This is a genomic window from Clostridium vincentii, assembly GCF_002995745.1.
Taxonomy (GTDB): Bacteria; Bacillota; Clostridia; order Clostridiales; family Clostridiaceae; genus Clostridium; species Clostridium vincentii.
The window spans coordinates 23,045-39,096 of sequence record NZ_PVXQ01000018.1; the positions used below are offsets into that span (position 1 = coordinate 23,045).

At 31.4% G+C, this 16,052-nt stretch carries 15 protein-coding genes and 1 pseudogene; 13 read left to right on the forward strand and 3 right to left on the reverse strand.

The window, feature by feature from the left end:
• The 5 genes from CLVI_RS09355 to CLVI_RS09375 all read left to right on the forward strand — a co-directional run bounded on the left by CLVI_RS09355 (position 1) and on the right by CLVI_RS09375 (position 3,894).
• Positions 1–687: an amino acid ABC transporter ATP-binding protein gene (locus CLVI_RS09355; protein ID WP_106059867.1), complete on the forward strand. Its 687-nt coding sequence runs from the start codon at positions 1–3 to the stop codon at positions 685–687.
• A gap of 124 nt (positions 688–811) precedes the next feature.
• Positions 812–1,735 (forward strand): ABC transporter ATP-binding protein, encoded by a 924-nt coding sequence (locus tag CLVI_RS09360; protein ID WP_106059868.1) that lies wholly within the window; start codon positions 812–814, stop codon positions 1,733–1,735.
• On the forward strand, positions 1,728–2,450 hold the full coding sequence (locus tag CLVI_RS09365) for an ABC transporter permease (protein WP_106059869.1): 723 nt from the start codon (positions 1,728–1,730) through the stop codon (positions 2,448–2,450). Before CLVI_RS09360 ends, CLVI_RS09365 begins: the two co-directional genes overlap by 8 nt.
• Before the next feature lie 70 nt (positions 2,451–2,520).
• Positions 2,521–3,048, forward strand: coding sequence for an ECF transporter S component (locus CLVI_RS09370; RefSeq protein WP_106059870.1), 528 nt, complete (start codon positions 2,521–2,523; stop codon positions 3,046–3,048).
• Positions 3,049–3,063: 15 nt separating this feature from the next.
• Positions 3,064–3,894, forward strand: coding sequence for a pyridoxamine kinase (locus CLVI_RS09375; protein WP_242980638.1), 831 nt, complete (start codon positions 3,064–3,066; stop codon positions 3,892–3,894).
• A gap of 181 nt (positions 3,895–4,075) precedes the next feature.
• Here CLVI_RS09375 and CLVI_RS09380 read toward each other — a convergent pair whose 3' ends face one another.
• Positions 4,076–4,387, reverse strand: a complete 312-nt coding sequence (locus CLVI_RS09380) for a hypothetical protein (RefSeq protein ID WP_106059872.1) — start codon at positions 4,385–4,387, stop codon at positions 4,076–4,078.
• A gap of 328 nt (positions 4,388–4,715) precedes the next feature.
• On the opposite strand from CLVI_RS09380, the gene cphA reads away from it, so the two are divergent.
• The 5 genes and pseudogenes from cphA (at position 4,716) to CLVI_RS09405 (ending at position 9,369) form a co-directional block, all read left to right on the forward strand.
• Complete coding sequence (gene cphA, locus CLVI_RS09385) at positions 4,716–7,316, forward strand: cyanophycin synthetase (RefSeq protein ID WP_106059873.1); 2,601 nt, start codon at positions 4,716–4,718, stop codon at positions 7,314–7,316.
• Between the two features lie 401 nt (positions 7,317–7,717).
• The gene (locus CLVI_RS09390; protein WP_106059874.1) at positions 7,718–7,930 is read left to right on the forward strand and encodes a hypothetical protein; all 213 of its coding nucleotides are present in this window, start codon (positions 7,718–7,720) and stop codon (positions 7,928–7,930) included.
• A 1-nt stretch (position 7,931) separates the two neighbouring features.
• Entirely contained in the window at positions 7,932–8,222 is a 291-nt protein-coding gene (locus CLVI_RS09395; protein ID WP_106059875.1) for a spore coat protein, read from the forward strand.
• Between the two features lie 4 nt (positions 8,223–8,226).
• Positions 8,227–8,319: pseudogene (locus CLVI_RS09400) on the forward strand (manganese catalase family protein); the annotation flags it as partial.
• Between the two features lie 153 nt (positions 8,320–8,472).
• Positions 8,473–9,369, forward strand: coding sequence for an HD domain-containing protein (locus CLVI_RS09405; RefSeq protein WP_106059876.1), 897 nt, complete (start codon positions 8,473–8,475; stop codon positions 9,367–9,369).
• A 60-nt stretch (positions 9,370–9,429) separates the two neighbouring features.
• Here CLVI_RS09405 and speE read toward each other — a convergent pair whose 3' ends face one another.
• Positions 9,430–10,275 (reverse strand): polyamine aminopropyltransferase, encoded by an 846-nt coding sequence (speE, locus tag CLVI_RS09410; protein ID WP_106059877.1) that lies wholly within the window; start codon positions 10,273–10,275, stop codon positions 9,430–9,432.
• A gap of 25 nt (positions 10,276–10,300) precedes the next feature.
• Complete coding sequence (gene speD / locus CLVI_RS09415) at positions 10,301–10,711, reverse strand: adenosylmethionine decarboxylase (RefSeq protein ID WP_106059878.1); 411 nt, start codon at positions 10,709–10,711, stop codon at positions 10,301–10,303.
• A 369-nt stretch (positions 10,712–11,080) separates the two neighbouring features.
• Between speD and CLVI_RS09420 the strand changes: the two genes are divergently transcribed.
• From CLVI_RS09420 to purC, 3 genes are read left to right on the forward strand one after another with little or no spacing between them, the layout of a single operon-like run.
• Positions 11,081–14,848, forward strand: a complete 3,768-nt coding sequence (locus tag CLVI_RS09420) for a phosphoribosylformylglycinamidine synthase (protein WP_106059879.1) — start codon at positions 11,081–11,083, stop codon at positions 14,846–14,848.
• Between the two features lie 14 nt (positions 14,849–14,862).
• Positions 14,863–15,342 (forward strand): 5-(carboxyamino)imidazole ribonucleotide mutase, encoded by a 480-nt coding sequence (purE, locus tag CLVI_RS09425; RefSeq protein WP_106059880.1) that lies wholly within the window; start codon positions 14,863–14,865, stop codon positions 15,340–15,342.
• Positions 15,342–16,052 (forward strand): phosphoribosylaminoimidazolesuccinocarboxamide synthase, encoded by a 711-nt coding sequence (purC, locus tag CLVI_RS09430; protein WP_106059881.1) that lies wholly within the window; start codon positions 15,342–15,344, stop codon positions 16,050–16,052. Before purE ends, purC begins: the two co-directional genes overlap by 1 nt.

The window sequence follows — 16,052 nt, forward strand, 5'->3', positions numbered from 1 at the left end:
ATGTTAAAGGTAACAGGGTTAAAAAAGAGCTTTGGAAAAACAGAAGTTCTAAAAGGTGTAGATTTAAATATAAATCCAGGGGAAATTTTAGTTGTTGTAGGACCTTCTGGTGGGGGTAAAACAACTTTACTTAGATGTGTAAATGCTTTAGAAAAAGCTGATGACGGAAATATTATAATCAATGGAGAAAGCCTTTGCAGTAATGGGAAATATGCTGATAAAAACGATCTTAAGAGTATACGGAAAAATATAGGTTTGGTTTTTCAAAGCTATAATTTATTCCCTCATATGAGTGTTCTTGAAAATATAATTGAGGCTCCTCAAAAGGTTTTAGGAGTAGATAAGGAACTAGCTATAAAAAAAGCTAATGAAATTCTTGGATTTTTAGGTCTTGAGGATAAGAATGATAGCTATCCATTTGAACTATCTGGAGGTCAAAAGCAAAGGGTTGCAATTGGTAGAGCTTTAGCCTTAGATCCGAAACTTATGTGTTTTGATGAACCAACTTCAGCGCTGGATCCAAGCCTTACTGATGGGTTAGCAAAGCTAATTAAAACTTTAGGTAAAGATGGGATGGCAATGCTTATTATAACTCATGATATGGAGTTTGCTAAAAAAGTTGCAGATAAGATTTTTTCAATGGATAAGGGTCTCTTAAAAGAAGGCCTTATCTTTGAAAAAAATTAAATTAAAGAAATAAGTTATTAATCTATATAGATTAATAACTTTTTTTATGCAAAAAAGAAGATTAAGTAGGTAATTTTTACATGTTATGTTATGATTTATATAATTATGTTTAGGAGAGTGCAAAATGTGTAAGGTACTTAAAGTTAATGGGATATGTAAGGACTTTAATCATAAAAATATAATAAATTGCTTGGAGTTGCAAATAGATAAGGGTGAAGTATATGGGTTAGTGGGGGTGAATGGAGCTGGCAAAAGCACCTTAATGAGACTTATCACTAACTTGGAAAGGCCTTCAAAGGGAGAAATCTTTATATTAGGCAAAAAATTGGAGGCAAACTCACATAAGATTTTCGAGTATATAGGTGCAAGCATTGGTGCTCCAACATTTTATGAAGAGTTCACTGCAAAAAGAAACCTTGAAATAGTTTGTGAGTATAGGAATTTAGATATAAATAGCAGTATAGCTTATGTAAAGACTTTGGTTAATCTTCAAGGAATTTTAGATAAAAAGATTACAGAATTATCTTTAGGAATGAAGATGAGACTTGCAATTGCTAGGGCTTTACTTAATAAACCAAAACTTTTAATATTGGACGAGCCTACAAATGGATTAGACCCCATAAAAATCAAAGATTTATTAGATCTTATTTTAAAACTAAAAAGAGAGGGAGAAACAGCTATTTTAATTTCGAGTCATATGTTAGATGCACTTGAAGTTGTTGCAGACCGAATAGGTTTTTTGAATAAAGGAAGGATTTTAAAGGAAATTACAAAAAGTGAGATTACATATGAAAATAGGGAATTCATTGAAATAATATGTAGTGATGTAACTAGAACATCCTATATTTTAGAGGGAAAATTAAATATAACTGATTATAGGGTCTTTGATGAAAATACTCTTAGACTATATGATATTGAAAGAAATCATAATGAAATTATTGATTTGTTAATTAAAGAAGGTATTAGCATTGACTCCTTCAGTAAAAAGGAAAGAAAGCTTGAAGAATATTTTCTTGATAATATTGAAGGAGGACTAACCTATGTTTAAGTTTCTAAAGATAGAAATTGAGAAAGCAAAGTTAAAAAGGTATATTATCATAATTTTAGGCTTTAATTTAATTATTCTATTTTATGCATTATATATATATTATCGTCTGCAAATAGATATTGATAAAGGTTTAAGTGAACAAAGTATTTTATTTTCTTATGATGGAGCTTTTGGGCTATGTGACACAATAATAAGGTGTATGATGATGCTGGTAGCGGCCTTTCTTATAAATAAAATAATAATAAATGAGTATAATAATAACACTATGGATATTATTTTTTTATGTCCCGTGGATAAAAAAAGGGTTATAAGAATAAAAGCTTTTTCAGTTGTTTTGTTAACTTTTCTAGGATTAGTATTTGGACAATTTTTTACGGCTGTAGGTTCAACTTTTTTAGCTTATATATTTGCTTTCATTAATCAAGGGCCAACTAGTGTGGAGAGTGCAGACATGTTTATAAGGTACGTTTATAATGATGTTTGTTTTTCTCTTATAGGGTTGATACCTTTATCCTTTGGAATGAAATGCAAAGCAGCAAGAAGCACTTTGTCTGTGGCTGTAATAGTTATAATTATAATGTTTTTTGGCTTAGAACAAATTGTATTTTCATTTTTACCCTTTAAATTGCCAATAACTCCAGCTATTTTGGCTATATTTGGAGTTATATCTTTAGTGCTTTCTATGAAAATGGCACAAAAGGAATGTACATGCTAACGTACCGACACATTTGACAAATGGATAATTCCCCATATTATAACAATATGAAGATTTAGGGGGATTAAAAATGAAAACAAAAAGATTAGTATTAATGGCATTATTTACAGCATTATGTTTTTTAGGGACATGGTTACATATTCCAGTACCTATTGGTGGAGCAACATCTATGGTTCATTTAGGAACTACAATGATATTTATAGTAGCAATTTTAATCGGGAAGGAAGCAGCAATTCCTGCAGCAATTGGGTGTGCATTATTTGACCTTTTATCACCTGGCTATGCAGTTTGGGTTATACCAACTTTATTAGTAAAGGGACTTACGGGGTATGTTACAGGTAAGATCGCCTTTTGTAATGGACGTGAAGGTAGGAATCAAGTATTCAACATTATAGCCTTTGTGTCTGGAGAACTTGTATCTTTAGTAGGATATTTTGGATTTAACTGGTTGATATTTTATGGTTGGGAAGGTGCTGTAGCAAGCGTAATAACTTCTTCAGTAACTACAGCTATTGGACTAGTTATTGCGATTCCTTTAGCTTTAGCAGTTAAAACGGCAACGCAAAGATTTACAAAGGGAGTATTTACAGAAGCTTAAAGGAGAGAGGAAATTATGAAACCAGTGAAAAGAGTAGCCGTAATACATGATTTATGTGGAGTAGGTAAGGCAGCGTTAACAAATATAATGCCTGTACTTAGTGTAATGGGAATTGAGGCTTGTCCGATTCCTACTATGTTATTATCTACGCACACCGGAGGCTTTGGACCTCCTGAAGTAGTGAAACTACCAGGTTATATTGATAGGTGTAGTAAACATTATGAAAAGAATGAAATAGAATTCCACTCATTATTTATAGGATATTTAGGGACTGAGGAGAATATAGAAGCTTCAATAGAATTTATAAAAGCTCAAAGTGCTATTAATATTATAGTAGATCCTATATTTGGGGATAATGGAAAGTGTTATTCTAATTTTAATGATGATTATGTTGAAAAGATTAAGGGGATAATTCCTTTTAGTACAATAATAACTCCAAACTTTACAGAGGCAAGCTTACTTGCTGGAGTGGAATATGAAGATAGCTGTACTGAAGAAAAGATTAAGAGTATTTGTGGAAAATTAGTGAAGCTTGGAGCTAGCAGTATAGTAATAACTAGTGTTCCATCTGAGTACAGTAGCCTTATTGGAATGGCTATTTATGAAGAACATGAGCTTAAGCTTATTTATAAGGAGAGAAAAAACACTTCTTATCCTGGAACTGGAGACATCTTTACGTCTGTTCTTATTGGAGAAATGTTGAGAGAGACAAATCTTTATGAAAGCGCTATTTACGCTCATAATTTTGTAAGTGAATGTATTGAAGAAAGTATGAAATATGATTATCCAACTAAGGAAGGGGTGCTTGTTGAAAGGAAGTTGTCTTTGTTAATCAAAATTGCTTAGTGAGTGTCAGTAGAGTTTGAATCTAAAATTAATAGGCATAATACTTTTAAGGCTAACTGAAAGGTTAGCCTTTTTTCTTTTATAAAATATAAAATGCTAAATAAAATTACGAAGAAAAAATTATATTTTAACGTATGCTAAGTCTAATAAAAATTTTGATAATATTATTACTTCAATCCATTTAGAAATTAGAAATATAAAACCATAGAAATGTTATAGTTATAATACTAATGACCTGTCCAATTATATTTGTATATTTACCTAATTCATTTTTGTTTGTCTTAACAGGGTCAATAATATCTCTGTGAAAAAATGATATTATTGACATAGCTAATGCCAATAAGGTTCCTACTATACCTTTTTGTGAAATTTCAAATATAATATACCAGTATCCCCCAAATAGAAGGCCGTAAAAAATGTATTTTACAATAAAATGTGCTTTCGTACTGATGTTTGTCTTGTCATAAATATGTTTTTGACTGTTATCATCCAATCATATCGCCTCCCTTTATTTTGCTTAAATTTATTGAACAATAATTTACTATTGTTTATTAGAGTATAGTTTTTTGCAATTATTATTATAACATATATACAAAATATTACATATTAAATCTCTATTTTCCCATTAAATACCCATTTTAAACATTGATTTAAAAGATAGCCAATAATAAAAAGAAGATTTATAGATCTTAATCCTAATAGGAAAATGAAGGGTAAGTATGAAAAGATAAGCATGGATAAATAATTACCTAAGGGTAAAAATATTAGTTAAGCAGCTTATAATATGGATGGCTAATACACTATTAGGGAGGAAAAAATACATGAAAATTCTTAAGATTAGAGTATTTAATGGGAGAAATATATATTCGCATAAAAAGTGTATAAGACTTAATTTAGACTTAGAGGGATATTGTGAAATTCCTAGTAAAGAAATCCAAGATTTTAATGAAAAATTGATCTATATGTTGCCCGAGCTTAACAAACATAGATGCGGAATAGATGAAGATCGGGGGTTTATAAAGAGACTTACTGAGGGAACTTATTTAGCACATATTACTGAACATATTATAATAGCACTTCACAATATGATTGGTGTAGAAATAAGTTATGGAAAATCACGTGAAATATTTGGAGATAAGTATTACGTTATTTATCGATACGAATATAAGAATACAGGAATAGAAGCCGCAAATATTGCAGCAGATATAATTAATTCATTAATAAATAGGGAGGAATTCGATTTAGAATTAAGATTAAATAGATTAAAAGAAATATTATTAAGTGAGCTATTAGGGGTAAGTACGCTTAATATTTGTAATGAGGCAAAAAAAAGAGGAATTCCTATTATTAGAATAGGTGAAAATAGTATGTTTCAATTAGGTTATGGAAAGTACTCCAAAATTATACAAGCAACAGTTGGTAGTGATACAAGTGCCATAGCTGTTAATATTGCACAGGATAAATTACTCACTAAGCAAGTATTAAGTTTACATTGTTTACCTATAGCCAAAGGTATGAAAGTGGGAGATATGATAGAAGCTAATTCACGTGCAAAGGAGATTGGTTATCCCGTAGTTCTTAAGCCTCAGTTTGGGAATCAAGGAAAAGGTGTTATTGCAAACATAAAAGATGAGATGCAATTAAGGAGTTCATATGAACTTCTAGCTAAAGACTTTAAAGATATAATAATAGAAAAGTGCATAAGTGGAAGGGACTATAGAGTATGTTGTGTTTATGGAGAAGTGGTTGCAGTATCAGAAAAAATAGCCCCATATGTTATAGGTGATGGAATAAGTTCTATTGAAAAGCTTATAGCTAATATTAATGAAGATTCAAGACGAGGCAAAGGGCATGAAAAGGAATTAACTAAAATTAAAATAGATGAATGCCTTATAGAGCATTTAAAACAAAGAAAATATTCATTATGTTATATTCTCCCTGAAAAAGAAAAACTAAATTTAAAAGATAATGCTAATTTGTCTACAGGTGGATTTGCAATAGATTGTACAGATTTAATATGTGATGAGAACATAGAAATATGCAAGAGAGCTTCAAATGCTGTTGGATTAGATATTTGCGGAATAGATGTTATGTGCAAAGATATAAGTAAACCTCTAAATGAAGGTGGAGTAATCATTGAGTTAAATGCTGCACCTGGTATTAGGATGCATATTAATCCATATATTGGAACCCGTCGTAATGTAGCGGGTCATATAGTTGATAATTTATTTAAAAATATATCGAAACATATTCCATTAATATCTGTGACAGGAACTAATGGTAAAACAACTACAACAAGATTAATTGCCCACATACTATCAATTGCAGGATACACTGTTGGAATGACAACAACTGGTGGAATTTACATTGATGGAAAATGTGTATTAAAGGGTGATACCACAGGTCCTAAAAGTGCTTTAACTGTCCTTATGAATAAGGATATAGATGCAGCAGTACTTGAAACTGCAAGAGGAGGAATGATAAGAGAAGGATTAGCATATGACCTTGCAGATATTGCTGTTATCACAAATATAACTGAAGATCATATTGGAATTGATGAAATAAAAACTATAGAAGATATGGCAAAAGTTAAGTCTCTAGTTGGTGAGGCAGTTAAAGAAGATGGATATGTAGTTATCAATGGGGATGACAATATGAGTTTAAGTATAATTCCTAGACTAAAGAGCAAGCTTATAATTTTTTCTAATAATAAAGACAATAAAGTTATGCAAAATAACATTAAAAATGGTGGTTATGGAATTTATGTAGATGAAGGCGTTTTAGTAATACAAAGTAACGCAGAGCTTGAGAAACTAATAGACGTAAAAAGTATAGGAATAACACTTGAAGGTATTTTGAAATATAACGTTGAAAATGCTATGGCAGCCTGCGCTGCTGCAGTAGGAATAGGAATAGACTTTGATATTATTAGGGAAGGGTTAAAGTCATTCTACTGCAGTGAAGAGCAAAATCCAGGAAGATTTAATATGTATTTAATAAATAATGTGAAGGTAATATTAGACTATGGACATAATATAGAAGGTTATAAAGGCGTGTTTGATGCGCTTAAAACTATGAAACACAACAAGCTTATAGGCGTTATTGGATCACCCGGAGATAGATTAGATAGGCGCATAGTGGATATGGGCACATGTGCGGGAGAAAATTTTGACTATATTTTCATAAAAGAAAATGAAAATAGTAGAGGTAGATGTAAGGGGGATTCGTCTCGCCTTGTAGAAAAGGGGATTCTAAAATCCAAACTTAACAGCAGCAATATTAAAATAGTTTTAAATGAGGCGGAAGCATTTAAAAATGCCTTAGATTTAGCACGCCCTGGAGATACTGTTGTTATGTTCTTTGAAAAATATGAACCTATTATAGATATAATAACAAGCAAACTTGAATCTGAGAATAGATAATATGGGTGTTCTTTTCCTTTGTGTAATAAAAAGGGCAATAAACTCAGTTTAGTACTGAGTTTATTGCCACTTTTAGAATTAAGAGTAGATTTGTTCTTTTTTTATAAAATATTTGAATAATAAATTACTTGTAGGTATTATTATTGTTAGTTTTTTTAGTATTATTTTTGCTATCGTTATTGTTCTTATTTTGATTGTTATTGTTTTGTTCATGCTTTGCCATTGATACCACCTCCTCGATTATATATTTATCATTCTCAAATAAAGCTTAATTTATTCAATACTAGTACTACATATTGTAGTTATTTGAAGCTGTAAAAATTGTGGATTTAATGACTAATATTTTCTGCGAATACACATAATAAAATGCAATAAAATTTTATGAATTTGGAGGTGTTAATATGAGAAAACTTTCAGAGGGTGAATTATTATCCTTAACAGGTTTACTAAGTATGGAAAATGACGGATTAGCGGTGGCAAAAGTTATGAAAAATCTAATTAGTGATGAAGAATTAAAAAGACAAGCAGAAACTGGAGTTTTAGCAGCCGAGGGAAGAATAAAAGCAACACAACAATTTATTAATGAAAATAGAGTTACAGGAGGGATGAAATAATATGGGAACAATAATGAATAATATTGTAAAAAATACTACAGATATTAATGATGAAGTAATCGCTGGAAATATGATTGGAGCAGCGAAAAGTGCAGCAGATGCATATCTAGCAGCAACTTTGACAAGTTCTACACCTGAATTAAAAGCAATATATTCAGCTAGCTTAACTCAAATAATAGGTGGACACTCAGCATTAACAGAACTAGCTGTAAACCGTGAATGGGTATCGCCATATAGCGCACCGTCAGAGCAACTAATGAATTCATTTAACAAATCTAAAAGCACAGTGTAGAATGACTAATAAGGATTTTGGTATAACTGAAGATTCTAAGTTATATTTTGATGCACCTGATCCAACAGCACCAAGTTTTGAAAATTCAAGAAAATAAGAATTGAATAGTAAGAATCCTCTCCCTTTGGCTAATTTACAGTTGGCCAAAGGGATTTTTTTAGATATTTATGGTTATAAGCATAAATATATTACGCTTGGTTACAATGAAAATAGATATTTATGTTAAAATGTTTATAAGGCGGTGTAATATATGAAAATAGAAAGATTAAAGGACTGTAAGTGGGGAGAAAAGGTAGAAATTCCATTAATGATAAATAAAGTGTTAGTGGGTCGTGGACTTTTAACTTCGATTTATGCCGGAGATAAGGATATGGAAATTAAATGTTTTATAAAAACAGATGGAGTAAAGCTTGAAGTTGGAAAGGTTATTTTAGCAAAGGGTAATTTCTCAGAACCTTTTAAACCAAGTAGCTTTCAATTCGTTGAAGAATATGATATTAACGAATTTTTACCCTCTGTTCAGAGACCAATTGAAGATATTATGAAGGAAATTGAACTTTTATCCATGGAAGAAATAGTCTCAAGTGAGGCTAAGCAATTAGATAATTATTTCTTTTCAAATGAGCATTTTGTTGAAAAATTCAAATGTGGGATAGGAGGAGTATTTAATCATCATAATTATCGAGGGGGTCTTGCTGAACATACTTTAGGAGTTATGACGTTAAGTAAGTATTTAGCTTATAAATATGATATTAGATATAAAGAAATTGCAATCCTGGGAGCAAAAATTCATGATATAGGTAAAGTTTATGAAATGGTTTATGATGCACCTTTTTCGTATACATTGAAGGGAAGTTTGCAGGGTCACATAGTTATGGGAATAGTTATGGTTGAAAAGGCATTTGCAGAAAATCCAGATGCTTACTCTGAGGAATTTAAGGAAAGAATTAAAGCAATTATTGTAGAACATCATGGTAAGGTTGAATATGGTTCACCAGTTGCACCAAAAACTCAAGAAGCACATGTAGTTCATTATGCAGATTATGTAGATGCTAATATGAATAAACTTGCAATAGTTAGTGAAGGTGTTGAGCCGGGAACTTGGAGTGGATTTGATAAGAGAGTTGATGGGAAATTATTTTTATAGATGATATGAGAATAAAATATAAAAGCAGGACAGTCCTATAGGATTTGTCCTGCTTCTTTGTTATTCCTTTAATAAATTTTTTACATAGTTAGGTAGTGCAAAGGCTGCTTTGTGTATTTCTTCATTATAGTATTGATCTTCAAGGTTAAGGCTTTTATAATATTCTTCATTATAATCCGTAACAGGATGAAGAGTTTTGGAAGCAAATCCAAAGAACCAATGACCTGATGGGTAGGTTGGAATCATGTATTGATAAACCTCACATATAGGAAAAATTTCCTTTAACTTTTTATTAGCTCTTTGCATTTCCTTCTTATTCATATCATAGTAAGGACTTTCTCCTTGATTAACAAGAATTCCATTTTCAGTTAATGCTTTATAACAATTTTTATAAAAATCTAAAGTAAATAAGCCTTCACCAGGACCAATAGGATCTGTAGAGTCAACTATAATAAGGTCATACTTATTTTCTAAACCTTCAACAAACTTAATTCCATCTTGGAAATAAAGTTTTACTTTAGGATCTCTTAACTTGCAAGATGTGAAAGGTAAGAATTTTTCGGAAGCTAGAACAACTTCTTCATCAAGTTCAACCATATCAATATGTTCTATTGATGGAAATCTAAGAAGTTCTCGAACTGTTCCACCATCTCCAGCACCTATAACTAAAACATTCTTAATATTTGTATTAACTGTTAAAGGCACGTGAGTTATCATTTCATGATATATGAACTCATCTTTTTCTGTTATCATTGTCCAGCCATCTATTACTAGAACTTTTCCAAAGTCATAAGTATCTAATATATCTATTTGTTGAAATTCACTCTTTTTTGTAAAAAGTGTTTCTTTAACCCTCATTGAAAATTTTACATTATCTGTTTGAACTTCTGTATACCATAATTCCATTTTAATTCCTCCTAAAATTTAATTACTACATTGGTTTATGGGTAATTTTATTAAGATCTTTATGAGAAAAATTTCTTATTTTCTCAATCATTCCTCGAGCAATCTCAGTAGATTCACTTCGTTCTGATTTAAGCACTTTTTCTAAATAATTAAAACCTACCCAAGGATTAACCGAGTCACCACAGGTGAACAAGTCTACAGAGGCATAGCCATATTCTGGCCAAGTGTGAATAGTTAAATGTGATTCTTGTATTATTACGGCACCACTTACTCCCCAAGGATTAAATTTGTGAAAACAACTTGTTACTATAGTAGCGTTTGAAATTCTGGCAGCTTCACATAGGTATTCTTCAATTATTTTATGATCTCCAAGAATATCACAGTCACAGTTATAAAATTCTACAAGTATATGTCTTCCTAATTGTTCAAGCTTCAAAAAAAGACCCCCTTCATAATTAAATTATTTGGTAAAAAATCTATAAAAGTTTACTAATAGTAAACTCTAAGTTATCTTATATTAAACTTCACTATATAAAGTATACAAGAGATAATAAAAATGTCAATAATATAATATAGATTATATTAAAATAATTTTGAAGTATAGATAAAATTTCCTGATAGCGAATTATATTGCAATGAAAAAGAGATATAATATGCCTATATACGAATATTAACATAAAATAAACCTAATAATATTGACATTATATAATCTTACATGGTAAACTTACTTTAGAAAATGGAAAAATAAAATACAATTTATTAAGTTATATTCATGGAATCGACAATTATGTTTGGAGGTATTTAAATGTTCAATATCAAATGCGTATTCGTTGAAAAGAAAAAAGGTTTTGACGTTGAGGCAAAGAGCTTACTAAATGATTTTAAGAGCAATTTAAGAATGGAGAATTTAGAGGGAGTTAGAGTAGTAAACAAGTATACTCTGGGAAAAGTTTCAGAGAGTTATTACAAAAAAGCTTTACATACAATTTTTTCAGAATTAACTGTAGATAAGGTTTATGAAGAAGAATTACCACTACAGGATGGAGATATAGCATTTGGGGTTGAATACTTACCTGGTCAATATGACCAAAGAGCTAGTTCGGCAGCGGAATGTTTTCAGCTTTTAACAGCAGAAGATAGAGTGGATGTTAAATCATCAAAGATAATTATATTAAGAGGACATTTATCCAAGGAAGATATAGCTAAGGTTAAAAGCTATTATATAAATCCAGTAGATTCTAGAGAAGTAGAAATAGATAACAGAGAACTTCAAGCTACTATGGACACACCTGATGACGTACAAATCTTAGATGGGTTTACAGTAAAAGATGTTAAATCTTTAGGGGAATTTCATAAAGAACAAGGACTTGCAATGAGTATTGCTGACCTTGTTATGATTCGAGATTACTTCAAGAGTGAAAACAGAGATCCAAGTATTACTGAAATAAAAGTTATTGATACTTATTGGTCAGATCACTGTAGACATACAACTTTCTCAACTTCAATTCAAGAAGTAACAATAGATACAAATAAATTCACAACACCAATTAAAAAAAGTTATGAAGCATACATAAAGTCAAGAGAGTATATTTATGGAAAAACAGATAGAGATATGACTTTAATGGATCTAGCAATTATTTCAGTTAAAGAACTTAGAAAAAAAGGAATGCTTGATGACCTTGATGTTTCTGATGAAATTAATGCTTGTTCAATAAACATTAATGTAGAAACTGATAAGGGAATAAAAGAGTATCTATTAATGTTTAAAAATGAAACACATAATCACCCAACAGAAATTGAACCTTTTGGTGGGGCAGCAACTTGTCTTGGTGGTTCAATTCGTGATCCACTCTCTGGTAGAACATTTGTATACCAAGCAATGAGAGTTACAGGGGCTGCAGATCCTACAGTTCCAGTTGAAGAAACTTTAAAGGGAAAATTACCACAAAGAACTATAACTTTAGGTGCCGCTCATGGATATAGCTCATATGGTAACCAAATAGGTCTTGCAACCGGTCAAGTTTCTGAAATTTATCATCCAAACTACGTTGCAAAAAGAATGGAAGTAGGTGCTGTTATTGCAGCAGCTCCAAAGGAAAATGTAGTTCGTGAAGAACCAAGTGTTGGAGATCAAATTATTTTACTTGGTGGAAGAACTGGTCGTGACGGAGTTGGTGGAGCAACAGGTTCATCAAAGGAACATAATGTAGATTCTATTACTCAATGTGGAGCAGAGGTTCAAAAGGGTAATCCTCCAACAGAGAGAAAGATTCAAAGATTATTTAGAAATAAAGAAGCATCTCAGATGATTAAAAGATGTAATGATTTTGGTGCTGGTGGAGTTTCAGTCGCTATTGGAGAACTTTGCAGAGGCCTTGATATTAATTTAGATAAGGTTCCTAAAAAGTATGAAGGACTAGATGGAACAGAACTTTCAGTTTCTGAGTCTCAAGAAAGAATGGCAGTTGTTGTTGAGAAGAGCAAAGCTGAAAGATTTATTCAACTTGCAAGCGAAGAAAACCTTGAAGCAGTTATAGTTGCTCAAGTTACTGATACAGAAAGACTTAGATTGTTCTGGAGAAATAAGAATATTGTTGATATAAAGAGAAGTTTCCTTGATACAAATGGAGCTACTCAAAAAACTAATATTAAAGTTGTTGCACCAGGGGCTTATCCTTATGCAGTAGGTGATGTTGATGTTAAAGCCAAATGGATTGAAAATTTACAAGAGTTAAATATTGCATCTCAAAAGGGACTAGTTGAAAGATTTGACTCTAGCATAGGTACAGGATCAGTTCTTATGCCTTTTGGTGGTAAGTATGCAAAAACTCCTGCAGAAGGTATGGCAGGAAAAATTCCTGTTTTCTACGGAGAGAGTAAAGATGCTTCATTAATGACATTTGGATTTAATCCTAACCTTGGAACTTGGAGTCCCTACCATATGGCATTTTACTCAGTAGTAGAATCTGTTACAAAAATGGCAGCTATGGGTGGAGATTACAGAAAAGTTAGACTAACATTCCAAGAGTATTTCGAAAAACTTGGTACAGATGAATCAAGATGGGGTAAACCATTTGCAGCATTACTTGGAGCTTACAAAGCACAAATGGACTTAGGAATTGCAGCTATTGGTGGTAAGGATTCAATGTCTGGAAGTTTTGGAGATATTGATGTTCCACCAAGTTTGATTTCATTTGCAGTAGGATATGAAAAAGCAAATAGAGTTATTTCACCAGAATTTAAGATGCCAGAGAATAAGTTAGTATTACTTACAACTTGCACTCTTGAAGATGGAACAATAGATATGGATAAGTTTAAGAAGAACTTAGAAACTTTATATACTTTAATTGGAGATAAGAAAGTAATTTCAGCATCATCGATTAAGTTTGGAGGAGTTTCGGAGGCTATTACTAAGATGACTTTAGGTAATAGAATTGGAGCTGAATTTAATAACCTTAATAAGGAAGAGTTATTTGGGTTAAACTACGGTAGTATACTACTTGAAGTTAATCAAGATGTAAATATTGAATCAGACTTTAAAGAATGTACATTTAAGATTGTAGGAAAAACTTTAGCAGAGAAAAAGATTAAATCAAAAGACTTTGATTTAGAATTTGAGATAGAAGACCTTGATGAAAAATTAGAAAAGAAGTTAAGTAGTGTCTTTAAGATAAAGACCGCAGACAAGGATGAAAAAGACCAAACAGCTCTTTGTACTAAAGACAATAAGGAATGTCCAAAGACAAAGATGGCATCTCCAAGAGTTAAGATATCAAAACCTAAGGTAGTTATTCCAGTATTCCCTGGAACTAACTGTGAAGATGATTGTACTAAAGCATTCTTAAAGGAAGGCGCAGAGGTTTCACAGGTTATTTTAAGAAACTTAAATAAGGAAATTTTAGCAGAATCTATTGATAAACTAGAAGCTGAAATTAGGAGTGCACAAATTATCATGCTTCCAGGAGGATTCTCAGCTGGAGATGAACCAGATGGATCAGGTAAATTTATTGCTACCGTATTTAGGAATGAAAAAATTAAGGCTGCAGTAATGGATCTGTTAAATAATAGAGATGGATTAATACTAGGAATTTGTAACGGCTTCCAAGCTCTTATTAAATTAGGACTTGTGCCTTATGGTGAAATTAGAGATATTGATGAAGATATGGCTACTTTAACTTATAACAATATTAATAGACATATGTCTTCAATGGTTAGAACTAAAATTTCTTCAACTAAATCTCCATGGTTTAGTGAAGTTGAAGTTAACGACATTCATACAATCCCAATATCTCATGGCGAAGGAAGATTTGTTGCCTCTGAAAGTTTAATTAAAGAATTAGAGAAAAACGGACAAATCGCTACTCAATATGTTGATTTAGAGGGAAATGTTTCAATAAACATGCCATATAATCCAAATGGTTCTATGATTGGAATAGAAGGGATTACAAGCCCAGATGGAAGAATATTAGGTAAAATGGGTCATTCAGAAAGAGTTGGTGACGACTTATATAGAAATATACCAGGAAACTTTGATCAAAGGATATTTAAAGCAGGAGTTAATTATTTTAAATAAATTGGAGGTCTTTTATGAAAGTAGCAATATTTTTTGGAAGTAAATCAGACATAGATGTAATGAGGGGAGCTGCAAATGCTCTTAAGGAATATGGCGTTGAATATAAAGCGTTCATATTATCAGCTCATAGAGTTCCTGAAAAACTTGAGGAAACTATTAAACAAGTAGAAAACGACGGTTGTCAAGTTATAATTGCAGGAGCAGGACTTGCTGCTCATCTACCAGGTGTTATAGCATCACAAACAATACTTCCTGTAATAGGAGTGCCTGTTAAGGCGGCTCTTGGAGGAATGGATGCATTACTTTCAATAGTACAAATGCCAAAGGCAATTCCAGTTGCAACTGTTGGAATAAACAATAGCTACAATGCAGGAATGCTTGCAGTACAAATGTTATCTATTCAAGATAATGTTATTAAAACAAAATTACTTGAGGCAAGAGCTAATATGAAAAAAAGATTTATAGAAGAAAACGGTGAAGGAGTGGAACTATAATGGAAAAACTAGAAATGTTATATGAAGGAAAAGCGAAGAGAGTTTATAGCACAGCTAAAGAGGATCAGGTTATAGTTTACTATAAGGATGATGCAACAGCGTTTAATGGAGAAAAGAAAGCTCAAATAGGTAATAAGGGTGTTTTAAATAACGCAATTACTACTATGATATTTGAAATGCTTAATGAAAAAGGAATTAAGACTCACTTTATTAAGAAGATAAATGAAAGAGAACAACTTTGCAAGAAGGTTGTAATTGTACCTTTAGAAGTTATAGTTAGAAATGTAGCAGCTGGGTCAATGGCTAAGAGATTAGGACTTGAAGAAGGATTTGCTCTAAAGACTACAGTATTTGAATTATCTTATAAAGACGATTCTCTAGGCGATCCATTAATAAATGATACTCATGCAGTAGCAATTGGTGCAGCAACTTTTGAAGAATTAAAGGTTCTTTATGATATGACTGCTACAATAAATGATTTACTTAAAGAATTTTTCTTGAAGTTAAATATAAACTTAATTGATTTTAAGATTGAATTTGGTAAGTTACCAAGTGGAGAAATAATTCTAGCTGATGAAATTTCACCAGATACATGTAGATTCTGGGATGCAACTACAGGAGAAAAGCTAGACAAGGATAGATTTAGAAGAAATATGGGTAACGTTGAAGATGCGTATAAAGAAATATTAAACAGAATTAAAGGAGTATAG